Annotated in this window: 17 protein-coding genes; 14 read left to right on the top strand and 3 right to left on the bottom strand. The window is 48.9% G+C overall.

Translation table 11 applies throughout. The annotated features are described in order from the left end of the window. Position 1 precedes the first annotated feature (1 nt). Complete coding sequence (locus A7975_RS28020) at positions 2-1,297, bottom strand: ammonium transporter (RefSeq protein ID WP_065387334.1); 1,296 nt, start codon at positions 1,295-1,297, stop codon at positions 2-4. A gap of 263 nt (positions 1,298-1,560) precedes the next feature. On the opposite strand from A7975_RS28020, the gene liaF reads away from it, so the two are divergent. The 11 genes from liaF to serC all read left to right on the top strand — a co-directional run bounded on the left by liaF (position 1,561) and on the right by serC (position 14,384). Then, positions 1,561-2,589: a cell wall-active antibiotics response protein LiaF gene (gene liaF, locus A7975_RS28015; RefSeq protein WP_065387333.1), complete on the top strand. Its 1,029-nt coding sequence runs from the start codon at positions 1,561-1,563 to the stop codon at positions 2,587-2,589. Between the two features lie 6 nt (positions 2,590-2,595). Next, a complete protein-coding gene (locus A7975_RS28010) occupies positions 2,596-3,630 on the top strand; it encodes a sensor histidine kinase (RefSeq protein WP_065387332.1) in 1,035 nt (344 codons plus the stop codon). After that, positions 3,627-4,292: a response regulator gene (locus tag A7975_RS28005; protein ID WP_065387331.1), complete on the top strand. Its 666-nt coding sequence runs from the start codon at positions 3,627-3,629 to the stop codon at positions 4,290-4,292. The genes A7975_RS28010 and A7975_RS28005 overlap by 4 nt, the downstream gene beginning before the upstream one ends. Positions 4,293-4,362: 70 nt before the next feature. Beyond that, positions 4,363-4,770, top strand: a complete 408-nt coding sequence (locus A7975_RS28000) for a YugN family protein (protein ID WP_065387330.1) — start codon at positions 4,363-4,365, stop codon at positions 4,768-4,770. Positions 4,771-4,966: 196 nt separating this feature from the next. Next, entirely contained in the window at positions 4,967-6,649 is a 1,683-nt protein-coding gene (locus A7975_RS27995) for a S1C family serine protease (RefSeq protein WP_065387329.1), read from the top strand. Between the two features lie 83 nt (positions 6,650-6,732). Then, a complete protein-coding gene (locus A7975_RS27990; RefSeq protein WP_053377396.1) occupies positions 6,733-7,425 on the top strand; it encodes a response regulator transcription factor in 693 nt (230 codons plus the stop codon). Positions 7,426-7,429: 4 nt separating this feature from the next. After that, a complete protein-coding gene (locus tag A7975_RS27985; RefSeq protein WP_053371976.1) occupies positions 7,430-8,947 on the top strand; it encodes a sensor histidine kinase in 1,518 nt (505 codons plus the stop codon). 46 nt (positions 8,948-8,993) lie between these two features. Beyond that, entirely contained in the window at positions 8,994-9,980 is a 987-nt protein-coding gene (locus tag A7975_RS27980) for a 4-hydroxy-3-methylbut-2-enyl diphosphate reductase (protein WP_053371975.1), read from the top strand. A gap of 292 nt (positions 9,981-10,272) precedes the next feature. Next, a complete protein-coding gene (aroF, locus tag A7975_RS27975; protein ID WP_053371974.1) occupies positions 10,273-11,334 on the top strand; it encodes a 3-deoxy-7-phosphoheptulonate synthase in 1,062 nt (353 codons plus the stop codon). A gap of 321 nt (positions 11,335-11,655) precedes the next feature. Continuing rightward, entirely contained in the window at positions 11,656-13,080 is a 1,425-nt protein-coding gene (gene glnA, locus A7975_RS27970; RefSeq protein ID WP_053371973.1) for a type I glutamate--ammonia ligase, read from the top strand. A gap of 218 nt (positions 13,081-13,298) precedes the next feature. Beyond that, on the top strand, positions 13,299-14,384 hold the full coding sequence (gene serC / locus A7975_RS27965; RefSeq protein ID WP_053371972.1) for a 3-phosphoserine/phosphohydroxythreonine transaminase: 1,086 nt from the start codon (positions 13,299-13,301) through the stop codon (positions 14,382-14,384). 130 nt (positions 14,385-14,514) lie between these two features. On the opposite strand, the gene A7975_RS27960 is transcribed toward serC, so the two are convergent. After that, positions 14,515-15,237, bottom strand: coding sequence for a response regulator transcription factor (locus A7975_RS27960; protein ID WP_053371971.1), 723 nt, complete (start codon positions 15,235-15,237; stop codon positions 14,515-14,517). Between the two features lie 148 nt (positions 15,238-15,385). Between A7975_RS27960 and trmL the strand changes: the two genes are divergently transcribed. The 3 genes from trmL to A7975_RS27945 all read left to right on the top strand — a co-directional run bounded on the left by trmL (position 15,386) and on the right by A7975_RS27945 (position 17,914). Beyond that, a complete protein-coding gene (gene trmL, locus A7975_RS27955) occupies positions 15,386-15,850 on the top strand; it encodes a tRNA (uridine(34)/cytosine(34)/5-carboxymethylaminomethyluridine(34)-2'-O)-methyltransferase TrmL (protein ID WP_053371970.1) in 465 nt (154 codons plus the stop codon). A gap of 176 nt (positions 15,851-16,026) precedes the next feature. After that, positions 16,027-16,275, top strand: coding sequence for an AbrB/MazE/SpoVT family DNA-binding domain-containing protein (locus A7975_RS27950; protein WP_053371969.1), 249 nt, complete (start codon positions 16,027-16,029; stop codon positions 16,273-16,275). A gap of 442 nt (positions 16,276-16,717) precedes the next feature. Beyond that, a complete protein-coding gene (locus tag A7975_RS27945; RefSeq protein ID WP_065387328.1) occupies positions 16,718-17,914 on the top strand; it encodes an aminotransferase-like domain-containing protein in 1,197 nt (398 codons plus the stop codon). Here the strand turns inward: A7975_RS27945 and A7975_RS27940 are convergent. Further along, positions 17,898-18,632, bottom strand: coding sequence for a DUF2161 family putative PD-(D/E)XK-type phosphodiesterase (locus tag A7975_RS27940; RefSeq protein ID WP_053371967.1), 735 nt, complete (start codon positions 18,630-18,632; stop codon positions 17,898-17,900). The two genes, A7975_RS27945 and A7975_RS27940, sit on opposite strands and share 17 nt — an antisense overlap. Positions 18,633-18,782: the final 150 nt, after the last annotated feature.

Here is an 18,782-nt window from a genome sequence, read left to right as displayed (position 1 = left end):
TTTATTTGCTGTTTCGCAATCGGTCATAATCGAGGAAATCATGCTCCTGGCTGTAAGCCGGAACACCATGAATGCCGACATCAAGGCCGACGAGCTCCTCGTCCTTGGAGACGCGTACAGGCATAATCTTGCGAATAAGCCAAAGTGCTGCCCATGTCAAGAGGAAGCCCCATACGGATACGATTACTAGCCCGAGCGCTTGCACGCCCAGCAAGTTAAAGCCTCCGCCGTAAAACAAGCCGTAATAGCCTTTGCCGACGCCCTCTGTCAATTCCGGAAGCGCGAACAAACCGACTGCAAGCGTACCGATGCTGCCGCTGATGCCGTGAACCGCGAATGCGCCGACTGGATCATCAACTTGTCTGCTCTCCAGCCATTCCGTGACGAGCACCATGGCGATTCCTGATACGGCGCCGATGCCGATAGCTGCGATATCCGACACGAAGGCGCAGCCTGCCGTTATGCCTACGAGACCGGCAAGCGAGCCGTTAATGACCATCGGAGGATCGGCTTTTTTATAGCGGAACATCGTGAACAGGATACAGGTTGCGCCGCCCGCGGCTGCCGATAGCATCGTCGTAATGGCGATATGCCCGATCGAGCCGTTAGTTGCGCTGAGCGTACTGCCGGCATTAAAGCCGAACCAGCCAAACCAAAGAATAAATGCGCCGACGGATGCGAGCGGCAGATTGGAAGGCGGTACGATGTTCACCTTGCCGTCCGCGCTGAACTTGCCGATACGCGGACCAATGAAGATTGCCGCCGCAAGCGCTGAGAAGCCGCCTAAAGCATGGATGACGGCCGAACCGGCAAAGTCGATCATGCCAAGCTTGCCGAGAAAACCGCTGCCGGACCAGACCCAATGTCCCGCGAGTGGATAGATGAAGCCGGTCATTGCGATGGTTAACAAAATATACGCTCTAAAGTTAATGCGTTCCGCAACCGCGCCGGACACGATCGAGATAACGGCGATAACGAACGCGCATTGGAATAGCCAATACGTTTCATGAGTAATATTTAATACGATGTGGGAAAGGTCCCCATTTATCAGAAAGCCAGTCGTTCCGATCAACCCGCCGGCATCCTTTCCGTACATGAGAGCGAATCCGAAAAAGTAAAAAACGAGTGCGCCGAAAGCGATGTCGACGAACACCTTCATAATAATGCTGACGGCATTCTTCTGCCTGACGAATCCTGCTTCGAGCAAAGCGAATCCGCCCTCCATGAGCAAGATCATGGCTGCTGTCAAAACGACCCAGATCGTATCTAGTCCCTTTGACAGTTCGATAACGTCCATTGCTTCATCTCCTGTTCCTCATATTCATACATGGATATCTCTATTCTCCTAATCCGTTCATCATTATAAATAGAAGAAGTAAGCAATGTCAACGCTGTGCGTGATGTTTCATGACGCATGTTAGGTTTAAAATGGATAGAATCAACAAAAGCTCGGTCTAGAGACTGATTGCAATTTCAATCGGCCGTCCCTTTTTCTATTTCGTGCTGTCCGTTATACTAGGGTTATCAAACGACGATGGAATCGTAAGGAGCTGGGGCCGCTTGAACGGAAATTTCGTAAACCGGTTATTCACCGGATTAATCATTATTGCAGTTGGCGTATTGTTTTTGCTCAGGCAAACGGGTCATGTGACCTTTGATTTTGGTGATCTGTTTTCTACCTATTGGCCTGTTATCCTCATTATTGTCGGCATCAGAGGTTTGCTATCCTGCCGGACGCATGGCTCTGGCTCAAGCTGGTGGGGAGCAGTCGTTCTGCTGATTGGATTTATATTTTTAGGACGTAATCTGGAGCTGTTTTCTTGGTCGATCGGCGATATCGTTCCTTATATTTGGCCAGTCGTCGTCATTTTAGTCGGAATCAATTTAATATGGAGACCTAAATCCAGACGTAATGAGCCGCCGAAGGATGACTGGAAATCGTACCGCCCTTATCAAGACCAATCATCGGTTCCGCCGGCACCGCCTTTGCACCCAGATCCACTGCAGGCGCCGCCTGAGCCTGATGGTTTGCACGCTCAGGTAGACAAACGCGCAAGCTCGGGCGACATTCCATTTGAAAGCTATCCTGCAAGCAAGAAGGAATACAGGGAGTGGAAGCATCATCACAAGTCTGAGATGAAAAGAAACGTCCATGAGTGGAAAAGAAATCATAAAGAGCATGTAGAGTGGTGGAGCCATGGCGATTCGAATGTGCAGACGCGTTCCGGGTTTATCGGCGATATTCACATCGGCCATGATTATTGGGACTTGAAGCCGCTTAACATTTCGCATTTCATTGGCGATACGGTGCTTGATTTAACGAAGGCTCAAGTTTCAAACGGTGAGACGAAAATTCATATCTCTTCCTTTATAGGAGATGTAAAGGTATATGTGCCGAACGATTACGAGGTAGGCGTGCAGGTCGTATCCAGCGCTTTCATCGGGGACGTGAAGATTCTTGGGCAGAAAGAGGGCGGCATGTTTACGAATATCAACATCCAATCGCCTTCCTATAAAGAGTCTGACAAAAAAATCAAGCTGATCGTCAGCACATTTATTGGTGATGTCCGCGTTACAAAGGTGGGGTAGCTTGTTATGATGGTTCGGTTTTTGAGGAGCGGAAAGTGGGAGCTCATCGGAATGTTCGTCATTGCAGCTGTCGTATCGCTATTGCTTGGAGCAGTGACGTGGATAGGCTTAGTAGATGAAACGGGAAAGACGGAAGCGCGCCTTGGGGCAGCAGCCGTCTTCCTGCTTGTGAGCACAGCCTTCGGTTATTGGGCCGCACAGCGCATCGGTCGGCGCATCGATACGCTCCATTTGTCGTTGAAGCAAGCCTCCAACGGCAACTTCGGCGTGCGGATTACGGAAGGCGGACATAATTCCTTTATCGAAGTATACCGCGAGTTCAATGAACTGGCCGAGCAAATGGAAGACAAAATGAAATGGCTGCAAATGCGCGGCGAGGAATATGTGATGACCGAATCGGCTTCTAACGAAGCAGCGGTTCTTGAAGAGCGCAAACGGCTTGCGCGTGATTTGCACGATACGGTAAGCCAGCAACTGTTCGCGATTCATATGTGCGCCTCGTCGCTGCCGAAGCTGCAGCAGGTCGACCGGGAACGTGCCGACTCCGTGATGGAGCAGCTTGTGAACATGTCCAACCTCGCCCAAAAGCAAATGCGAAACTTCATCGCGCAGCTGCGGCCGATGGAGCTTGAAGGACGGACTTTATATGAAGCGTTAGACAAATGGTTTCCTGATTATTGCCGGCAAAACAATTTGCAGGGCGAGCTGGAATGGCGATTGAAGGAGCATTTATCCGAGGCTAAGGAGCTTCAATTGTTTCTTATCGCGCAGGAAGCGATGGCTAACATCGTGAAGCATGCCGGAGCAACGGGCTGTACGCTTGCGCTGTCGGATAATGAACGGCAGGTCGTCATGATTTTGCAGGATGACGGGGCAGGGTTCAAGGCAGATGAAGTGAAGCGGGGTTCCTATGGGCTATCGACGATGCAGGAGCGGGCGCAAAAGCTTGGCGGAGCGGCGGAGATTTGGAGCAAGCCCGGAGGCGGTACGAGAGTTAAGGTCACGATACCTAAAATGTTGCGGGGAGAGCAGGAATCATGAGCGGAACTGAGCTAATAAAAATTATGATCGTTGATGACCATGATATGGTAAGAACGGGTCTTCGGACATACTTGATGCTGGAGCCGAAATTTCAGGTCATTGCCGAAGCGAGCAACGGACAGGCTGCTATTGATATGCTTGCAGCGAGTACGGAGGAGAAGCGGCCTCAAATTATTTTGATGGATCTAATGATGCCGGGCATGGACGGGATCGAAGCAACAAGAGCGATTGTGTCCAAATTTCCGGATATGAAAATCGTGATGCTGACAAGCTTCCTTGAGGATGATAAGGTATATGGCGCGATTGAAGCCGGCGCTGTAAGCTATGTACTCAAGACGGTATCCGCAGAGGAGCTTATTTACGCAATAAGCGGTGCATTCAAAGGAATGCCGGTCATGACTGCCGATGTATCCCAAGCATTAACGAGAGGCTTGCGCCAACGCACGGCTCAATCTGGCGATGAGGGCTTAACGGAGCGAGAGAAAGAAGTGCTTCTGCTCATTGCCGACGGCCAGTCTAACAAAGAGATTGCCGAAGAGCTGCATATTAGCGTGAAAACGGTCAAAACGCATGTCAGCAACTTGCTTATGAAATGCGAGCTTGATGACCGGACGCAGCTTGCTGTGCTCGCGCATCGCAAAGGCTGGGCTAATCGCACATAAAGGAAGAAATGGACGGGTATACTACCTACTAGCCAAAATAGAAAAAAGCTAGTGTAAAGGAGCAGCCGTCATGATCCCCATTTCATCCGTGCTGGAATCACGGGAGCAACATTTTCTTGAGACGAAGGAGCTGCTGGAATCGCAGCAGTTTACGCTTGGCGGCAATTGGGAATATGACAGCGGGTCCTTTGACCGTTCGCTGGATGAAGACCATAAAGTATGGCTTCGAATCCCTTTTGAGGTGCTGGTCGGAAATATCGATAGCATAGAAGTAGATAATGAGGCGAAAATAAAGCTAGGCACTCCTTATGTGCTTAAGCATCTGTACCGGGAGGGGAATGATCCCGAAGCATCCGTACGCGTAGTAGGTGCGCTGTTTGATCAGTTCCAATCGCCGTCTAATCCCGATGCTGATGTGGAGCCGCAGTGGATCGACCGAGCCAAGCAAGCGCTCCAAGAGGTTGAGCAGCTTTTTTAGGCTAAAGATTTAAATGAGTAATGATCAAAAAAACGTTCCCAAAATCAATTTGGAGCGTTTTTTTTATTTCTGTTTAAATTCCTTTTAAGTTTGTTTTAAGGTAGAATGTGCATGATAGAACTATATCAAATGAACATGTATCCAAACGTTGAAGCTTTGGGCATGATGGAATAAAGATTCAAGGAGGAGAACGTACATGGACGATCAAAACAACAAAAAGGGCTTTGACGATTTTTTTCGCAAAAATGACGATGAGCAAGGCACAGCAGGCCATAACGAAAGCGCAATAAACGCTGAGCCGGAAAGCTCGAGAGAGACGCAGGAGCAAGCCCCGAAGCCCTCTTACTACTATTCTTACGGTCCATTTAAAGCGAACTCGCAGGAGGATAGCAGCGAGCCGCGTTCTGGCTACGAGACTGACAAGCCTAAGCTGATCCAAGATCAGCCTTATGGAAATATAAGCAGCCCGGCTGCGGATTCAGCATATGCGCAGCCATCTGAGAATCAGCCGGAATCGCTAACGGAGATGGAGCAAGCTGCGCCGAGAGCGCCTCAGCAGTCGCAAATTCGTTCCTTTACGCCTTCGCCGCAGTCCTCCAAGGGACCATGGCAGGTACGGGAGCCGCGCCGCACTTCCTTTAAAGCGATATTTGCATCGTTTCTCGCCGGTGTTATTTTAGTTGGCGGATTGATGTATACGTCGGACGTAAACAATTGGTTTACGAAAGAGCAGGCTTTAGCGTCAAATATACAATCGAGCGGTTCTGGCTCCAAGGCTGCTGCGGGTACAACGAACAATGGCGGCGCATCGACAGTAGCTGCTAGACCGGACAACATTGCAAAATTGTTCGAAACGGCAAGCCCGGCTGTCGTGAAAATCGAGACATACGTAAACACGGCAAAACGCAGCAACAGCGGCAGCATGCTGGATGATTCGTTCTTCCGCCAATTTTTTGGAGATGACTATCCAGGCACAACGGCGCCTGATGCCGGCAAGCAAAATGATGAAGGCCAAATGCAGCAATCCGGCATTGGAACAGGATTCTTCTTCGATTCAACCGGCTATATTTTGACCAATCAGCATGTGGTTGGCGAGTCGGATCAAATCAAGGTCATCGTTCAAGGGTATGATAAGCCGTTTACGGCTGAGCTGCTCGGTTCCAGCTATGATTTGGATTTAGCGGTGCTTAAAGTGACTGGCGACAAAGAGTTTCCAACGCTACCGCTTGGCAACTCCGACAATATTAATATTGGCGACTGGGTCGTTGCAATCGGCAACCCATACGGCTTCGATCACACGGTAACCGTTGGCGTACTTAGCGCGAAAGAGCGTCCAATCGATATCCAAGATACACAGGGCGAGCGCAAATACGAGCATTTGCTGCAAACGGACGCTTCGATCAACCCTGGTAATTCCGGCGGTCCGCTGCTGAACGTAAACGGCGAGGTTGTAGGGATCAATACCGCAGTCAGCTCGCAAGCGCAGGGCATCGGCTTTGCGATTCCGACAAGCACGATCCAGGAAGTGCTCGATAATTTGAAAAATAACAAATCGATTCCTAAGCCGGCAGCGCCTTACATTGGTGCAGAGCTTCAAGACGTGACGGCTGATATTGCAAAACAGCTTGGCATGGACAAAGTGAAAGGCTCTATCGTTCGCAATGTATACTACAATTCTCCAGCTTACCTTGCGGAGCTTCAGCAGTTCGACGTAATCGTGGGCATTGACGGCAAGGAATATGCGAATACGCAGGCTCTTATAGCTGAGATTCAAAAACGAAAAGTCGGCGATAAAATCGAGCTGAACATCGTGCGCAAAGGCAGCGATATGAAGCTTCAGGTTGAGATTGGCGACAAAAATACGCTTGGCGCTCAATAAAGGTTAAGCAATGGATGGAAACAAAAGGCGCAGAGAGACAGCATGCTCTGCGTTTTTTGCTGCAAATAGAGGGGGACAAGCAGATGAGACAACATATAGTAGTAGTAGATGACGATGATAAAATTATTTCTTTGCTTCGCAGAAGTTTAGCCTTCGAAGGGTATGAGGTAACTACGGCGTCAAACGGGATGGAAGGGCTTAAGGTACTCCTTAAGACAGAGCCCGATTTGCTTATACTTGATGTCATGATGCCGCAGGTGGATGGCTGGGAGGTTTGCCGCCGCGTGCGCGAGAGCGGAAGCACGGTGCCGATTATGATGCTAACGGCGAAGGATGACGTGATCGATCGCGTGAAGGGTCTAGATCTTGGCGCTGACGACTATTTGGTCAAGCCCTTTGCGCTTGAGGAGCTGCTGGCGCGTGCGCGGGCGCTGCTGCGGCGCAAATCCGATAAGATCGAGAAATCTAGCAATCAGCTGCTCTATGAGGATTTAATTTTGGACATGGATGCTAGGGAAGCGGTCCGCTCCGGACGGCGGATTGAGCTCACGTCCAAGGAATACGATTTGCTTCTTTTGTTCATGCAGAATCCGCGCCGCGTCCTTACGCGTGATGCGATTATGGAGAAAATATGGGGTTATGACTTCAGCGGAGAATCGAATGTTCTGGAGGTGTACATCGCGATGCTGCGCCAGAAGGTAGAGGACGGAGGCAAGAACCGTCTTATTCAGACGGTTCGCGGCACCGGCTATGTGCTACGCGGAGAGGCAGGTTAAGCATATGTCTATCAGGCTTCGGCTGACGCTTTGGATTTCAGGCCTGCTCGCGGTAACGATGATCGTCATTGGCATCTGTATTTACTTCTTCGTAAACTGGAACACCTATGCGGAAATAAAGCAGCAGATCCGGGTTCAAGACAGCAAAATTGAAGTTTTAGGCTCGACGAATTTTTTGGATAAAAAGCTTGATTTGTTTGTGGGGCCGCAGTTCCAAATCGATCAGAAGGACATGTATATCCAATTAGTAAACTATAAGGAACGCGCGATTACGCAGTCTAATAACTTCCCATATGAATTTGTTATTCCCTATGCGGATGCAAAGAGCAAACCTAAGGAAGGTTTTGTGAAGGTAAAGGTTACGATTAACGATAAAAAATATGATATGCTCACGTTTCAGCGGCCTATTTATTTGAAGAAAGACAATAGTCTAGTAGGTTTGGTGCAAACGGGCGTGTTTTCCTATAATGAGGAAAGGTTTTTGAGCGGCCTTCGTACGATATTAATTTTCTCTTCATTAGTTGTTGTATTTATCGCCTTCACGGTCGGTTTATTTATAGCTCGCCAAGCGCTTCGTCCGATCGAACGTGTCATTCGCGCGACGGAGCAAATTGAGAACGGCTCCGATCTTAGCGTGCGAATTCCGGCACTCGGGCCAAATGATGAGATCGGAAGGCTGGTAAGCACGCTGAACGTGATGCTTGCCCGTCTGGAAATGGCCTATAATGAGCTTGACGAAGCCTATATGGCGCAGCGCAGATTCGTATCGGATGCTTCGCATGAGCTGCGAACGCCGCTTACGACGATTCGCGGAAATATTGAGCTCTTGGAGCGGATGTGGACGAAGGTGAAGGAGACGAACCGGGATGGCGATACGGGCGAGTGGCTGCCGCTAGATTCCGATCGTTATGAGCTTTCCAAGGAAGCGATGAGCGACATTTCGGCTGAGGCGATCCGCATGAGCACGCTCGTAAATGATCTGCTCGCGTTAGCTAGAGCCGATGCGGGCTATACGATGGAGAAAACGCCGCTTGACCTGCTGCCGCTTACGGAGGAGGTTGTGCGAAGAGCGCAGCTGCTTCCGCGTTCAGCTGAATGGCGAGTGGGAGATCTGTCCGCATTAGAAGGCGTGCGAGTCAATGCGAATCATAACTATTTGCAGCAGCTGCTGTTTATTTTTATCGAGAATGCATTCAAATATACGCCGGAGGGCTCCATCGAGCTTAGCGCGATACGGAATGATCAACAAATCGGTTTTGTGGTACAAGACACAGGCATCGGCATGAATCCGGAGGAAATCCCAAATATTTTCAATCGGTTCTATCGGGCGGATGAATCAAGGGGCGTTACGGTCGGAACGGGGCTTGGCTTATCGATCGCAAAATGGATTATTGACGAGCACCAAGGGTCTGTGGAAGTGACGACTAGGGAGGGAGATGGAACGAAGTTTACAATCTGGCTTCCTATAACCTTTTCTGACACGTCTCATTCGTCTATAATAGTAGCAACGGATGAAATATAGGAAATATGATAATGACGCATATCCGGTCAGAAAGCAGGTGCAAGGAATGGAAATCGTAAGAATATCACCGCGTGGCTATTGCTATGGCGTCGTCGATGCGATGGTGCTGGCTTTGCAGACGGCCAAAAATTTAGAGCTTCCGCGGCCTATTTATATATTAGGCATGATCGTTCATAATGCGCATGTAACCGAGGCTTTCGAGCAGGAAGGCGTCATTACGCTTGATGGCGCGAACCGCCTCGATATTTTGGATCAAATCGAACAAGGCACCGTCATTTTCACCGCGCATGGCGTGTCTCCAGAAGTTCGTCAGCGCGCCCGCGACAAAGGTCTGTCCGTCGTTGACGCGACATGCCCGGACGTAACGAGAACGCATGATTTAATTCGCGCGAAGTCGGCAGAGGGTTATCATATTATTTATATCGGCAAAAAAGGCCACCCTGAGCCGGAAGGCGCGATCGGCGTTGCGCCTGATCAGGTACACCTCATTGAGCGCGAAGAGGAGATCGATGCGCTGAACGTGCCGGAAGGACGCATCATCATTACGAACCAAACGACGATGTCGCAGTGGGATATACGCCATATTATTAGCCGTCTTAGCGAGCGCTATCCGACAGCTGAGGTCCATAATGAGATTTGTTTAGCTACACAGGTTCGCCAGGAAGCGGTTGCCGAGCAAGCGGGCGAAGCGCAGCTATGCATCGTTGTTGGCGATCCAAGAAGCAACAACTCGAACCGTCTCGCTCAGGTGTCGGAGGAAATTGCCGGCGTCAAAGCTTACCGGGTATCCGATGTGTCTGAGATCGAGCAGGAGTGGCTCAAAGGAGTTGACCGGGTAGCGGTTACATCCGGCGCATCCACTCCGACGCCGCTGACCAAAGAGGTTATCACCTATTTGGAGCAGTATGACCACAATAATCCGGATACTTGGGAAATCCGCCGTACGGTTAACATGAATAAGCTGCTCCCGAACGTGCGAGTGAAGTCGGCACCTACGCCTTCCGCTACGGCAACAGCAGAGAAATCCGAATAAATAATCGTTTCAACCGATGAGGAATGATGAGCTTTCCGTGAGATTTTTGGCATGGGAAGTTTGTTTTCCTCTTTTTTTGAGGGAGATGGGTTGACGGAAAGCAGCTTATCTTGTATATTTACTTTAGTGATTAAAAGCGTAGAAGCTACGAAGCATAAAAGCTATAAAGCGTATAAGCGTTGAAGTGCGAATACAAATCCAAGCAAATGCTTACGAAGTAAGTTAAACATCACAAAACTAAGCGTATGCTTTCGTATTAATGGTTTTACAAAACTTTTAAGGAGTGGTCCCTATGATCGTGATTACAAATGCAAACATTGCAGAAGACCGTATTTCAGAAATTGTTGCCCATATTGAAAGAGCAGGTGTGCAGGCGCATGTATCAAGAGGGACGGATCGGACGGTTATCGGAATTATCGGTAAAGCCGAGCCAACGCTAGCGGAGCATTTGCGTCAAATGAAAGGTGTAGAGAACGTGATTAAAATTTCAAAATCTTACAAGCTAGCGAGCCGTGACTTTCATCCGGACGACACGGTTATTGATATTAAAGGGGTAAAGATCGGCGGAAGCAACCTCGTTATTATGGGCGGTCCATGTGCGGTTGAGACTCCGGAGCAAATCGATGAGATCGCTCGCCTGGTTAAGGCTGCTGGAGGTCAGGTACTGCGAGGCGGCGCCTTCAAGCCGCGTACAGGGCCTTACAGCTTCCAAGGCGTAGGCGTAGAAGGACTTGTCATGATGGCGGAAGCAGGCAAGAAGCATGGGCTTCTAACGATCACGGAGGTTATGACGCCTGAGTATGTAGATGTCTGCGCAGAGTACGCCGACATCCTTCAAGTGGGAACGCGCAACATGCAAAACTTTGATTTGCTTCGCAAGCTTGGCACGATTCAAACGCCAGTGCTGCTTAAGCGTGGTTTCAGTTCAACCTATGATGAGTTCTTAAATGCCGCTGAATACATTTTGGCAGGCGGAAATCCAAACGTTATGCTCTGCGAGCGCGGAATCCGAACGTTCGAGACTTACACGCGCAATACATTAGATTTGTCGGCTATTCCAGTGCTTCAATCTCTCAGCCATTTGCCGGTTATATCAGATCCAAGCCATGGCACGGGCCGCCGCGAGCTGGTAGAGCCGATGTCCAAAGCTTCGGTAGCGGCAGGAGCAAACGGTCTTATCGTTGAAATGCATACCGATCCTGACAACTCGATGACTGGCGATGGCGTACAATCGTTATTCCCAGATCAATTCGCCAACCTGCTGAAGGATCTTGAGCAGCTGGCTCCGATTGTCGGCAAGCAATTCGATACCCCTAAAGCGCCAGCAGAAGCGTTCAAGGAATGGAAAATCTAATCTAGTTGATGAATAAGCTTTGCCGTCCGAGGATGGCATGGCTTTTTCATGTTTGCCGATCTAAGTAAGAGCTTACATTGACAAAAAGCCGTTAAGCCTATATCAATCAAGGGCTGCGCGGCTTTTTGATTGCCTATTAAGGAGGAATTGTGAACAACTGTTCAAACTTGTAAGTATAGCTGACATAGCTACAAAAAATACCTTACATAGCTATTGACGGAGATTGAAGGCTAGTTTTATAATAACGACATGGATTTGGAGCAATAATTGAACAATACCTGTTCAACACTACGCTAATGTTCGGAAATGGAGGAAATATTAATGTCAGTTCAAAATGTTTTGGACAATATTAAAGAAAACAGCATTCAGTTTGTAGATTTCCGCTTCGTGGATCTTCTAGGTCATGCACACCACATTACACTACCGGCAGCAGAGGTTGACGCTGATACTTTCGTAAATGGGGTAGCATTCGACGGTTCTTCCATTCACGGTTTCCGCGGTATTGAGAATTCCGATATGGTTATGATCCCAGATACAGAATCCGTATTTATCGATCCTTTCACTGATCACCCTACACTAAACATTATGTGTAATATTCATACGCCTGAAGGCGAACGTTATGACCGCGATCCGCGCAGCATCGCTCAAAAGGCTGAAGAGTATCTTCAAACAACTGGCGTTGGTACGACAGCATTTTTCGCGCCTGAGCCTGAATTTTTCATCTTCGACGAAGTTCGCTATGAAAGCTCAATGAATTCTTCCTCTTACATGGTTGAATCCGAGGAAGCTGGCTGGAACACGAACCGCAAAGAAGAAGGCGGCAACCTTGGTTCCAAAATTCCGGTTAAAGGCGGCTACGTTCCGGTAGCTCCAGTTGACTCCCAACAAGATATCCGCAGCGAAATGGTTCGCCTTTTGCAAGAATCGGGTCTTCGCGTAGAACGTCATCACCATGAAGTTGCAACAGCTGGCCAAGCCGAAATTAACTTCCGTTTCGATACGCTTACTAAAACAGCTGACAACCTAATGAAATTCAAATACATCATTCATAATACAGCTCGCCAATACGGCAAAACGGCTACTTTCATGCCGAAGCCGCTATTCGGTGACAACGGTAGCGGTATGCACGTTCATACTTCTATCTTCAACGGCGATGCTCCTTTGTTCTACGATAAAGGCGCATACGCAAACCTTAGCGAACTAGCTATGCACTATATCGGAGGCGTACTTTACCACGCGCCTGCATTGATCGCGATCACTAACCCGAGCACGAACTCGTTCAAACGCCTTGTGCCTGGTTACGAAGCGCCGGTTAACCTTGTATTCTCGAAAGGTAACCGTTCTGCAGCGATTCGTATTCCGATTGCAGCTGTAACGCCTAAAGGCTGTCGTATCGAATTCCGTACGCCGGATAACACGGCTAACCCTTACCTTGCATTTGCAGCTATGCTGCTTGCTGGTTTGGACGGCATCAAGCGCAAGCTTGATCCGGTAGCTCTTGGTTACGGTCCTTTCGACAAAAACATCTACGAATTGCCAGAAGAAGAGAAAAAAGAAATTCGCAGCGTTCCTGGAACGCTTGACGAAGCGCTTAACGCTCTTGAGGCTGATTCCGAGTTCTTGACAGAAGGCGGCGTATTTACGCAAGAATTCATCGAGAACTATGTAGCAATCAAACGCCAAGAAGCTAAAGCTGTGGCAATCCGCATTCATCCGCATGAGTTCAGCCTTTACTACGATTGCTAATCCGATCGTTTAAGAATTATAAGAAACGGGTCCTTCTAGGGCCCGTTTTTTTATGCATTGTAAAGAAATGATGAACGAAAACCGAATATTCTTTGTCAGTAATTCGACATACGTTCGACTTTTTATTATTTTAATATGCGGAATATACTTGATGCGGACCTTCAAAATTGCTATCATAGCCATATCATAAATAAAGAAACAGAGGTGGGTATCCGAAGATGACACGAGCATTTAATTTTAATGCAGGACCAGCCGCAATACCACTCGAGGTACTGAAGCAAGCACAGGAGCAATTTGTTGATTATCAAGGCGCTGGGATGTCCATTATGGAAATGTCTCACCGCAGCAAATTGTATGAAGCAGTGAACAACGACTCGCAAGCTTTGCTTCGTGAATTGTTTGGCGTTCCGGAAAATTATGAAGTGCTGCTGCTGCAAGGCGGCGCTAGCACGCAGTTCGCGATGCTTCCGCTTAACCTCCTGCAGCCTGGCAAGCCAGGCGCGTATGTGATGACTGGTGCTTGGGCAGACAAAGCGCTTAAAGAAGCGAAGCTTGTCGGAGAAACCGTTATTTCAGCTTCGACAGAAGCTGACAAATTTATGCGTATGCCAACCTTGTCGGAAATTGAAGTACCTAGCAATGCTTCCTACGTTCATCTTACTTCGAATGAAACGATCGGCGGAACGCAGTTCCAGGAGTTCCCGGACACAGGAGACGTGCCGCTTATCGCGGACATGTCCAGCGATATTTTGAGCAGACCAATCGATGTGAGCAAATTTGGCGTTATTTATGCCGGCGCACAGAAAAATCTAGGGCCATCTGGCGTAACCGTCGTTATCATTCGTAAAGATCTTGTTGAAAATGGCTCTAAAACGATTCCAACCATGTTCCGTTACAGCACGCATGCGAAGAGCGGCTCGCTCTACAATACGCCGCCGTCTTTCTCGGTCTACATGGTGAAGCTTGTTCTGGAGTGGATTAAAGGCCAAGGCGGAGTTGCTCAGCTTGAGCAGTACAACCGCGATAAAACGAAGCTGATCTATGAAACAATCGATCAAAGCAGCGGCTTCTACATCGGCTGTGCGCAGCCGCAAAGCCGTTCGCTTATGAATATTACGTTCCGCATTCAAAACGAAGAGCTGGAGAATCTGTTCGTTAAAGAATCGGAGAAGGAAGGTTTTGTAGGTCTGAAGGGACACCGCGATGTTGGCGGTCTTAGAGCTTCGACTTATAATGCCGTACCTTTGGAGAGCTGCCAAGCGCTCCAACAGTTCATGGTTGATTTCCAGAAGCGCAACGGTTAATTAACCGCTTCGTCTTTTATAATGGTATAGCTAGGGGACAAAAAAACCGCCCTCTCCTTCTGAAAAGAAGTGCAGGGCGGTTTTTCGGTTGCTGTCGTTTAGCTATCCTTTTGGTGATGTGATGCTGCTATTACGCCTGTGCGGCTGAATTTTCGGCAATATGAGGGCCATTCAGCTTATAGCCAACATTGCGTACGGTCATAATGTATTCAGGCGTACGGGCGTTTTTCTCGATCTTGTCGCGCAAATGGCTGATGTGCACGTCGACGATACGAGTATCGCCGAGGAAATGGTAGTCCCACACGCCGTGCAGCAGCTGCTGGCGGCTGAGTACTTTGCCTTTGTGGCGGCAGAGGAACAATAACAGCTCAAATTCCTTAGGCGTCAGCTCAACGGGCTTGCCGTCGATGAAAACTTCACGCTGCTCGACCCGGACGTTCAATCTCCCAATGTCGAAGGCTGTGTCATCTGCTATGCCTGGCAGCGATTGAACGCGGCGGAAAATGGCTTGAATACGGGAAACAAGCTCTTGCGGGCTAAACGGCTTCGTCATATAGTCATCGGCGCCGTTATCAAGTCCGGCTATTTTATCGGTAACATCCTGCAGGGCGGTGAGCATTACGATAGGTACTGCATTGCTTTGCTTGCGCAGCTCGCGGCAAACTTGAATTCCGTCCATTTTTGGCAGCATGAGGTCCAGTACGATCAAGTCGGGACGAAAAGGCTTTAGCATATCAAATACGGCTTCACCGTCACCAACGCAGCGTACATCATAGCCTGCCAGCTTTAAATTAAATTCAATCAACATCGAAATGGATGGCTCGTCATCCACGACCAAAATCTTTTTTCGCATGGTTCAGCTCTCCTTCATGTGTTACGCCTATTATGTTACCTATTATGAAGGTGGAAATTATGCTTGAGATTAACGGTACGTAAAGTGGGTGTAAAAATATAGTGCATTTTCGAGAATTGTTGGCAAATTGAGAGGAGAGAAAGTTAACATGGCATTCCATATTGTATTGGTAGAACCGGAAATTCCGGCGAACACAGGCAACATTTCACGTACTTGTGCCGCAACAGGCACTATTTTGCATTTAGTAAGGCCGCTTGGCTTTGATACGGATGACCGCACCTTGAAGAGGGCGGGGCTTGATTACTGGCATTCGGTTCATATTGAATATCATGATTCCTTCGATGAGGTGCTTGCAAGCTACCCGCAGGGCCGTTTTTTCTACGCAAGCACAAAAGCGAACAAGCTGTATTCGCAATTCGAGTTTCAGGACGGGGATTTCTTCGTGTTCGGCAAAGAGACAAAAGGGCTGCCGAGGGAGCTCATTGACGCCAATATGGACACCTGCATGAAGATGCCGATGACGGATACGGTGCGTTCACTAAATTTGTCCAATTCTGCTGCAATTATTATATATGAGGCGCTTAGGCAAAATCATTTTCCCGGACTCGAGTAAAATAATAGACAAAAATATCAATATATGGATTTCATTTGCTTTAAAAATGAGATTATTTGCAGGATGTTAAGGAATTATTGATTTAGGAAGGAAATGCTGATGGTCCATCGAAAAACTATAACGCAGAGGTTTCTCAGACATAGCTTGCGAAACCAGACACAGAAGAGGTGAAAGTGATGAAACCAGCAGGTGTAGTTAGAAAAGTGGACCAACTCGGACGTATTGTACTTCCTAAATCATTGCGCAAACGTTATTTGATGAACGAGGGCGATCCCGTTGAAATTTTTGTCCAAGGTGACCATATCATTTTGGAGCGGTACCGTCCTAAATGTGTGTTCTGCGGATCTATGGTTGAGGTTCGCGATTTCAAGGACCGCTACGTGTGTGGCGTATGTATGGAGGAAATGGCAGAGATACAACGCTAATCTGCGTGATATCCTGCTATTTTAACGAAATGAAGCTTCCCGTCAGGAGCGCAGGCGCTCAAAGGGAAGCTTCATTTTTTTGTTTAAAATATAAGGGAGTATAAGCAATGTGCTTATACTCCCTTATATTTTGCTGCGAAACGATCGTTCCCGGCCCATATAGGCTGGCTTCCGTTCGGTGACGCTAGGCATAAGCTGTTACAAGATCGCTTATAGGCCTTTTGTTTTGTCTTCGTTGTAGGAGCTGGTCAGCATCGCCGTAATGAACAATGCGAACACAGTCATGACAATAATAAAGTTCATCTGTGGGACACCTCCAAGTATGCTGTCCTTATTATAACCAACGTCAGCAAAAAAGAAAACTTTAAAAGTTGTGAACACATTGTTAACATAGAGAGTATGAGCATAGCGAGCATTAAGCTTGCGAGGAGGAGCATGATCTATGAATTATCGATTTTCATCCAGAGTATCGCAGTTAAAATCGTCAGCGGTAAGAGATATTTTGAAGCTGACACAAGGCAAGGATATGATCTCGTTTGCCGGAGGCCTCCCAGCGGAGGAGCTATTCCCGGTACAAGCGGTGCGTGAAGCGGCTGACCGTGTATTTGCGGCAGGGCCAAGCGCTTTGCAATACGGCTTAACGGAAGGGTATTTGCCGCTAAGAGAGCAGCTTTGCGAGCGTATGGCGGCGAAGCAGATGAACGTAAGCCCGGAGCAAATGATTTTGACAACAGGCTCGCAGCAAGCGATTGATCTGCTGGTCGGCGTATTGACTGAGCCTGGCGATGCCATATTGGTCGAGAAGCCTACTTACCTGGCGAGCCTGCAAGTGTTTGCGCTGCATGGCTTAAAGGTGATCGCGGCCGAGAGCGATGAGGATGGCATTATTCCAGAGGATGCCGAGCGGCTCATTCGCGAGCATCGTCCAAGGCTGCTATATGCGGTTCCGACGTTCGGAAACCCGACGGGACGCGTCTGGAGCTTAGAGAGAAGACGGAAGCTGCTCGCCCTGTGCAAGCAATATCAAATGCCTATTATTGAAGATGATCCATATGGGGATATTAAATTTGATGAAAGCGAGCAGTTCCCGACGCTGCTTTCACTTGAAGGGCAAGTAGAGCGTGGAACGGTATTTTACACGAGCACGTTCTCCAAAACGGTGGCGCCTGCCCTTCGAACAGGCTGGGCAATCGGGGATAGCAGCGTGATCGGCATGGTGGCTAAAGCGAAGCAAGCGGCTGACCTTCATTCAAGCACGATGGACCAGCAAATTTTGAGCCAGCTGCTTAGAGGGTTTAAGCTTGATGATCACATTAGAACGATTTCTAAATCCTATGGAGAGCGGATGCTGGAAATGCATGAGCTTCTCAAACGTCAAGGGTTGAAGGATGTTGCTTGGGTGAAGCCTAAAGGTGGCATGTTCCTGTGGCTTGAGCTGCCGGACGGCCTTGATGCGGAGGCGCTCCTGCGCTGCGCGGTCCAGAAGGGGGTTGCGTTCGTGCCCGGCAGCTCGTTCTATGCCGAGAATCCGCAGCGCAACACCGCCAGACTGAACTACACGTACAATACAGGCGCACGGACGGCGCAAGGGGTTGAGCGCTTTGTTGAGGCGCTTGGCGAGTTTACGGCGCGGAGTTAGCAGCTTCGATAGAGGCTGCCCATTCCGCGATCACATTGCCGTATTCGGATAATGCAGCCGCGCCTTCCGGGCGCAGGCTGTATTTGCCTCGGCCGATGCGATCAAACCAGCCGTAATAATTGCTGCGCAGCGTTTGGCCGCTGAGGCTGTAGCCCGTAATAGCCGCCACTTCCCGCGGCGCTAGCGGGCCTGAGATATGAAGCGCGTAAGCGCACCGCAGCGCCTTCTCGCGGTAAGCCGTCACGAGCTTGCGTCCCGTGCTGCCGCCGACGTTATAGTCGCCGCTGCGCTCCCTAAACTCCGTAAGCAGCTGTGCCTGCTTCTTGCGTCTTGCGCCGCGCTGCGGCGGATCGCCAGGCTGGCATAGCAGCTCGATGACGGGCGGCTTTGTTTTGTAAAAGGTGACGGTCATAAATCCTAAACCAAGCATACGGCAGAGCTCGGTCAAATCACCGAAGCGCTGATTGTGGGCACCGCTTTTTTTGCGGTTCCTCTCTACGGCAAGCACGACATGGCCATTCAAACGAAGACGTTCAACCCCTTGCAGCAGCAAGGCGAGGTTGAACGTTTTTTTCATTTCGACAATTATCGTATCTTCGCTCTCCGGATGAATGGCGACCAAATCGCAATGGAGCACCTCGCTTTTGACCGTGTAGCCAAGCCGCTCATAGTACTTTTTTATAGGATTGTAGAGCTCTTCTTCGCGTGATACTGCCACGTTTTGTTTCTCCTCTCCACGGGTTCCAAACGATGCATATGCCTCCATTATAACAAAGGATTCTGCGAGCTTGTCGGATTTTGATGGATGAAGGACAAAAATAGTGTGCAATTATCTCCCCGAATAAGCATAGGAATGTAATACCTCAAT

This window comes from Bacillus sp. FJAT-26390 (assembly GCF_001682865.1).
GTDB lineage: Bacteria > Bacillota > Bacilli > Paenibacillales > Paenibacillaceae > Pristimantibacillus.
The sequence above is the reverse complement of the archived record's forward strand: the minus strand, read 5'-3'. Positions and strand labels throughout refer to the sequence as shown.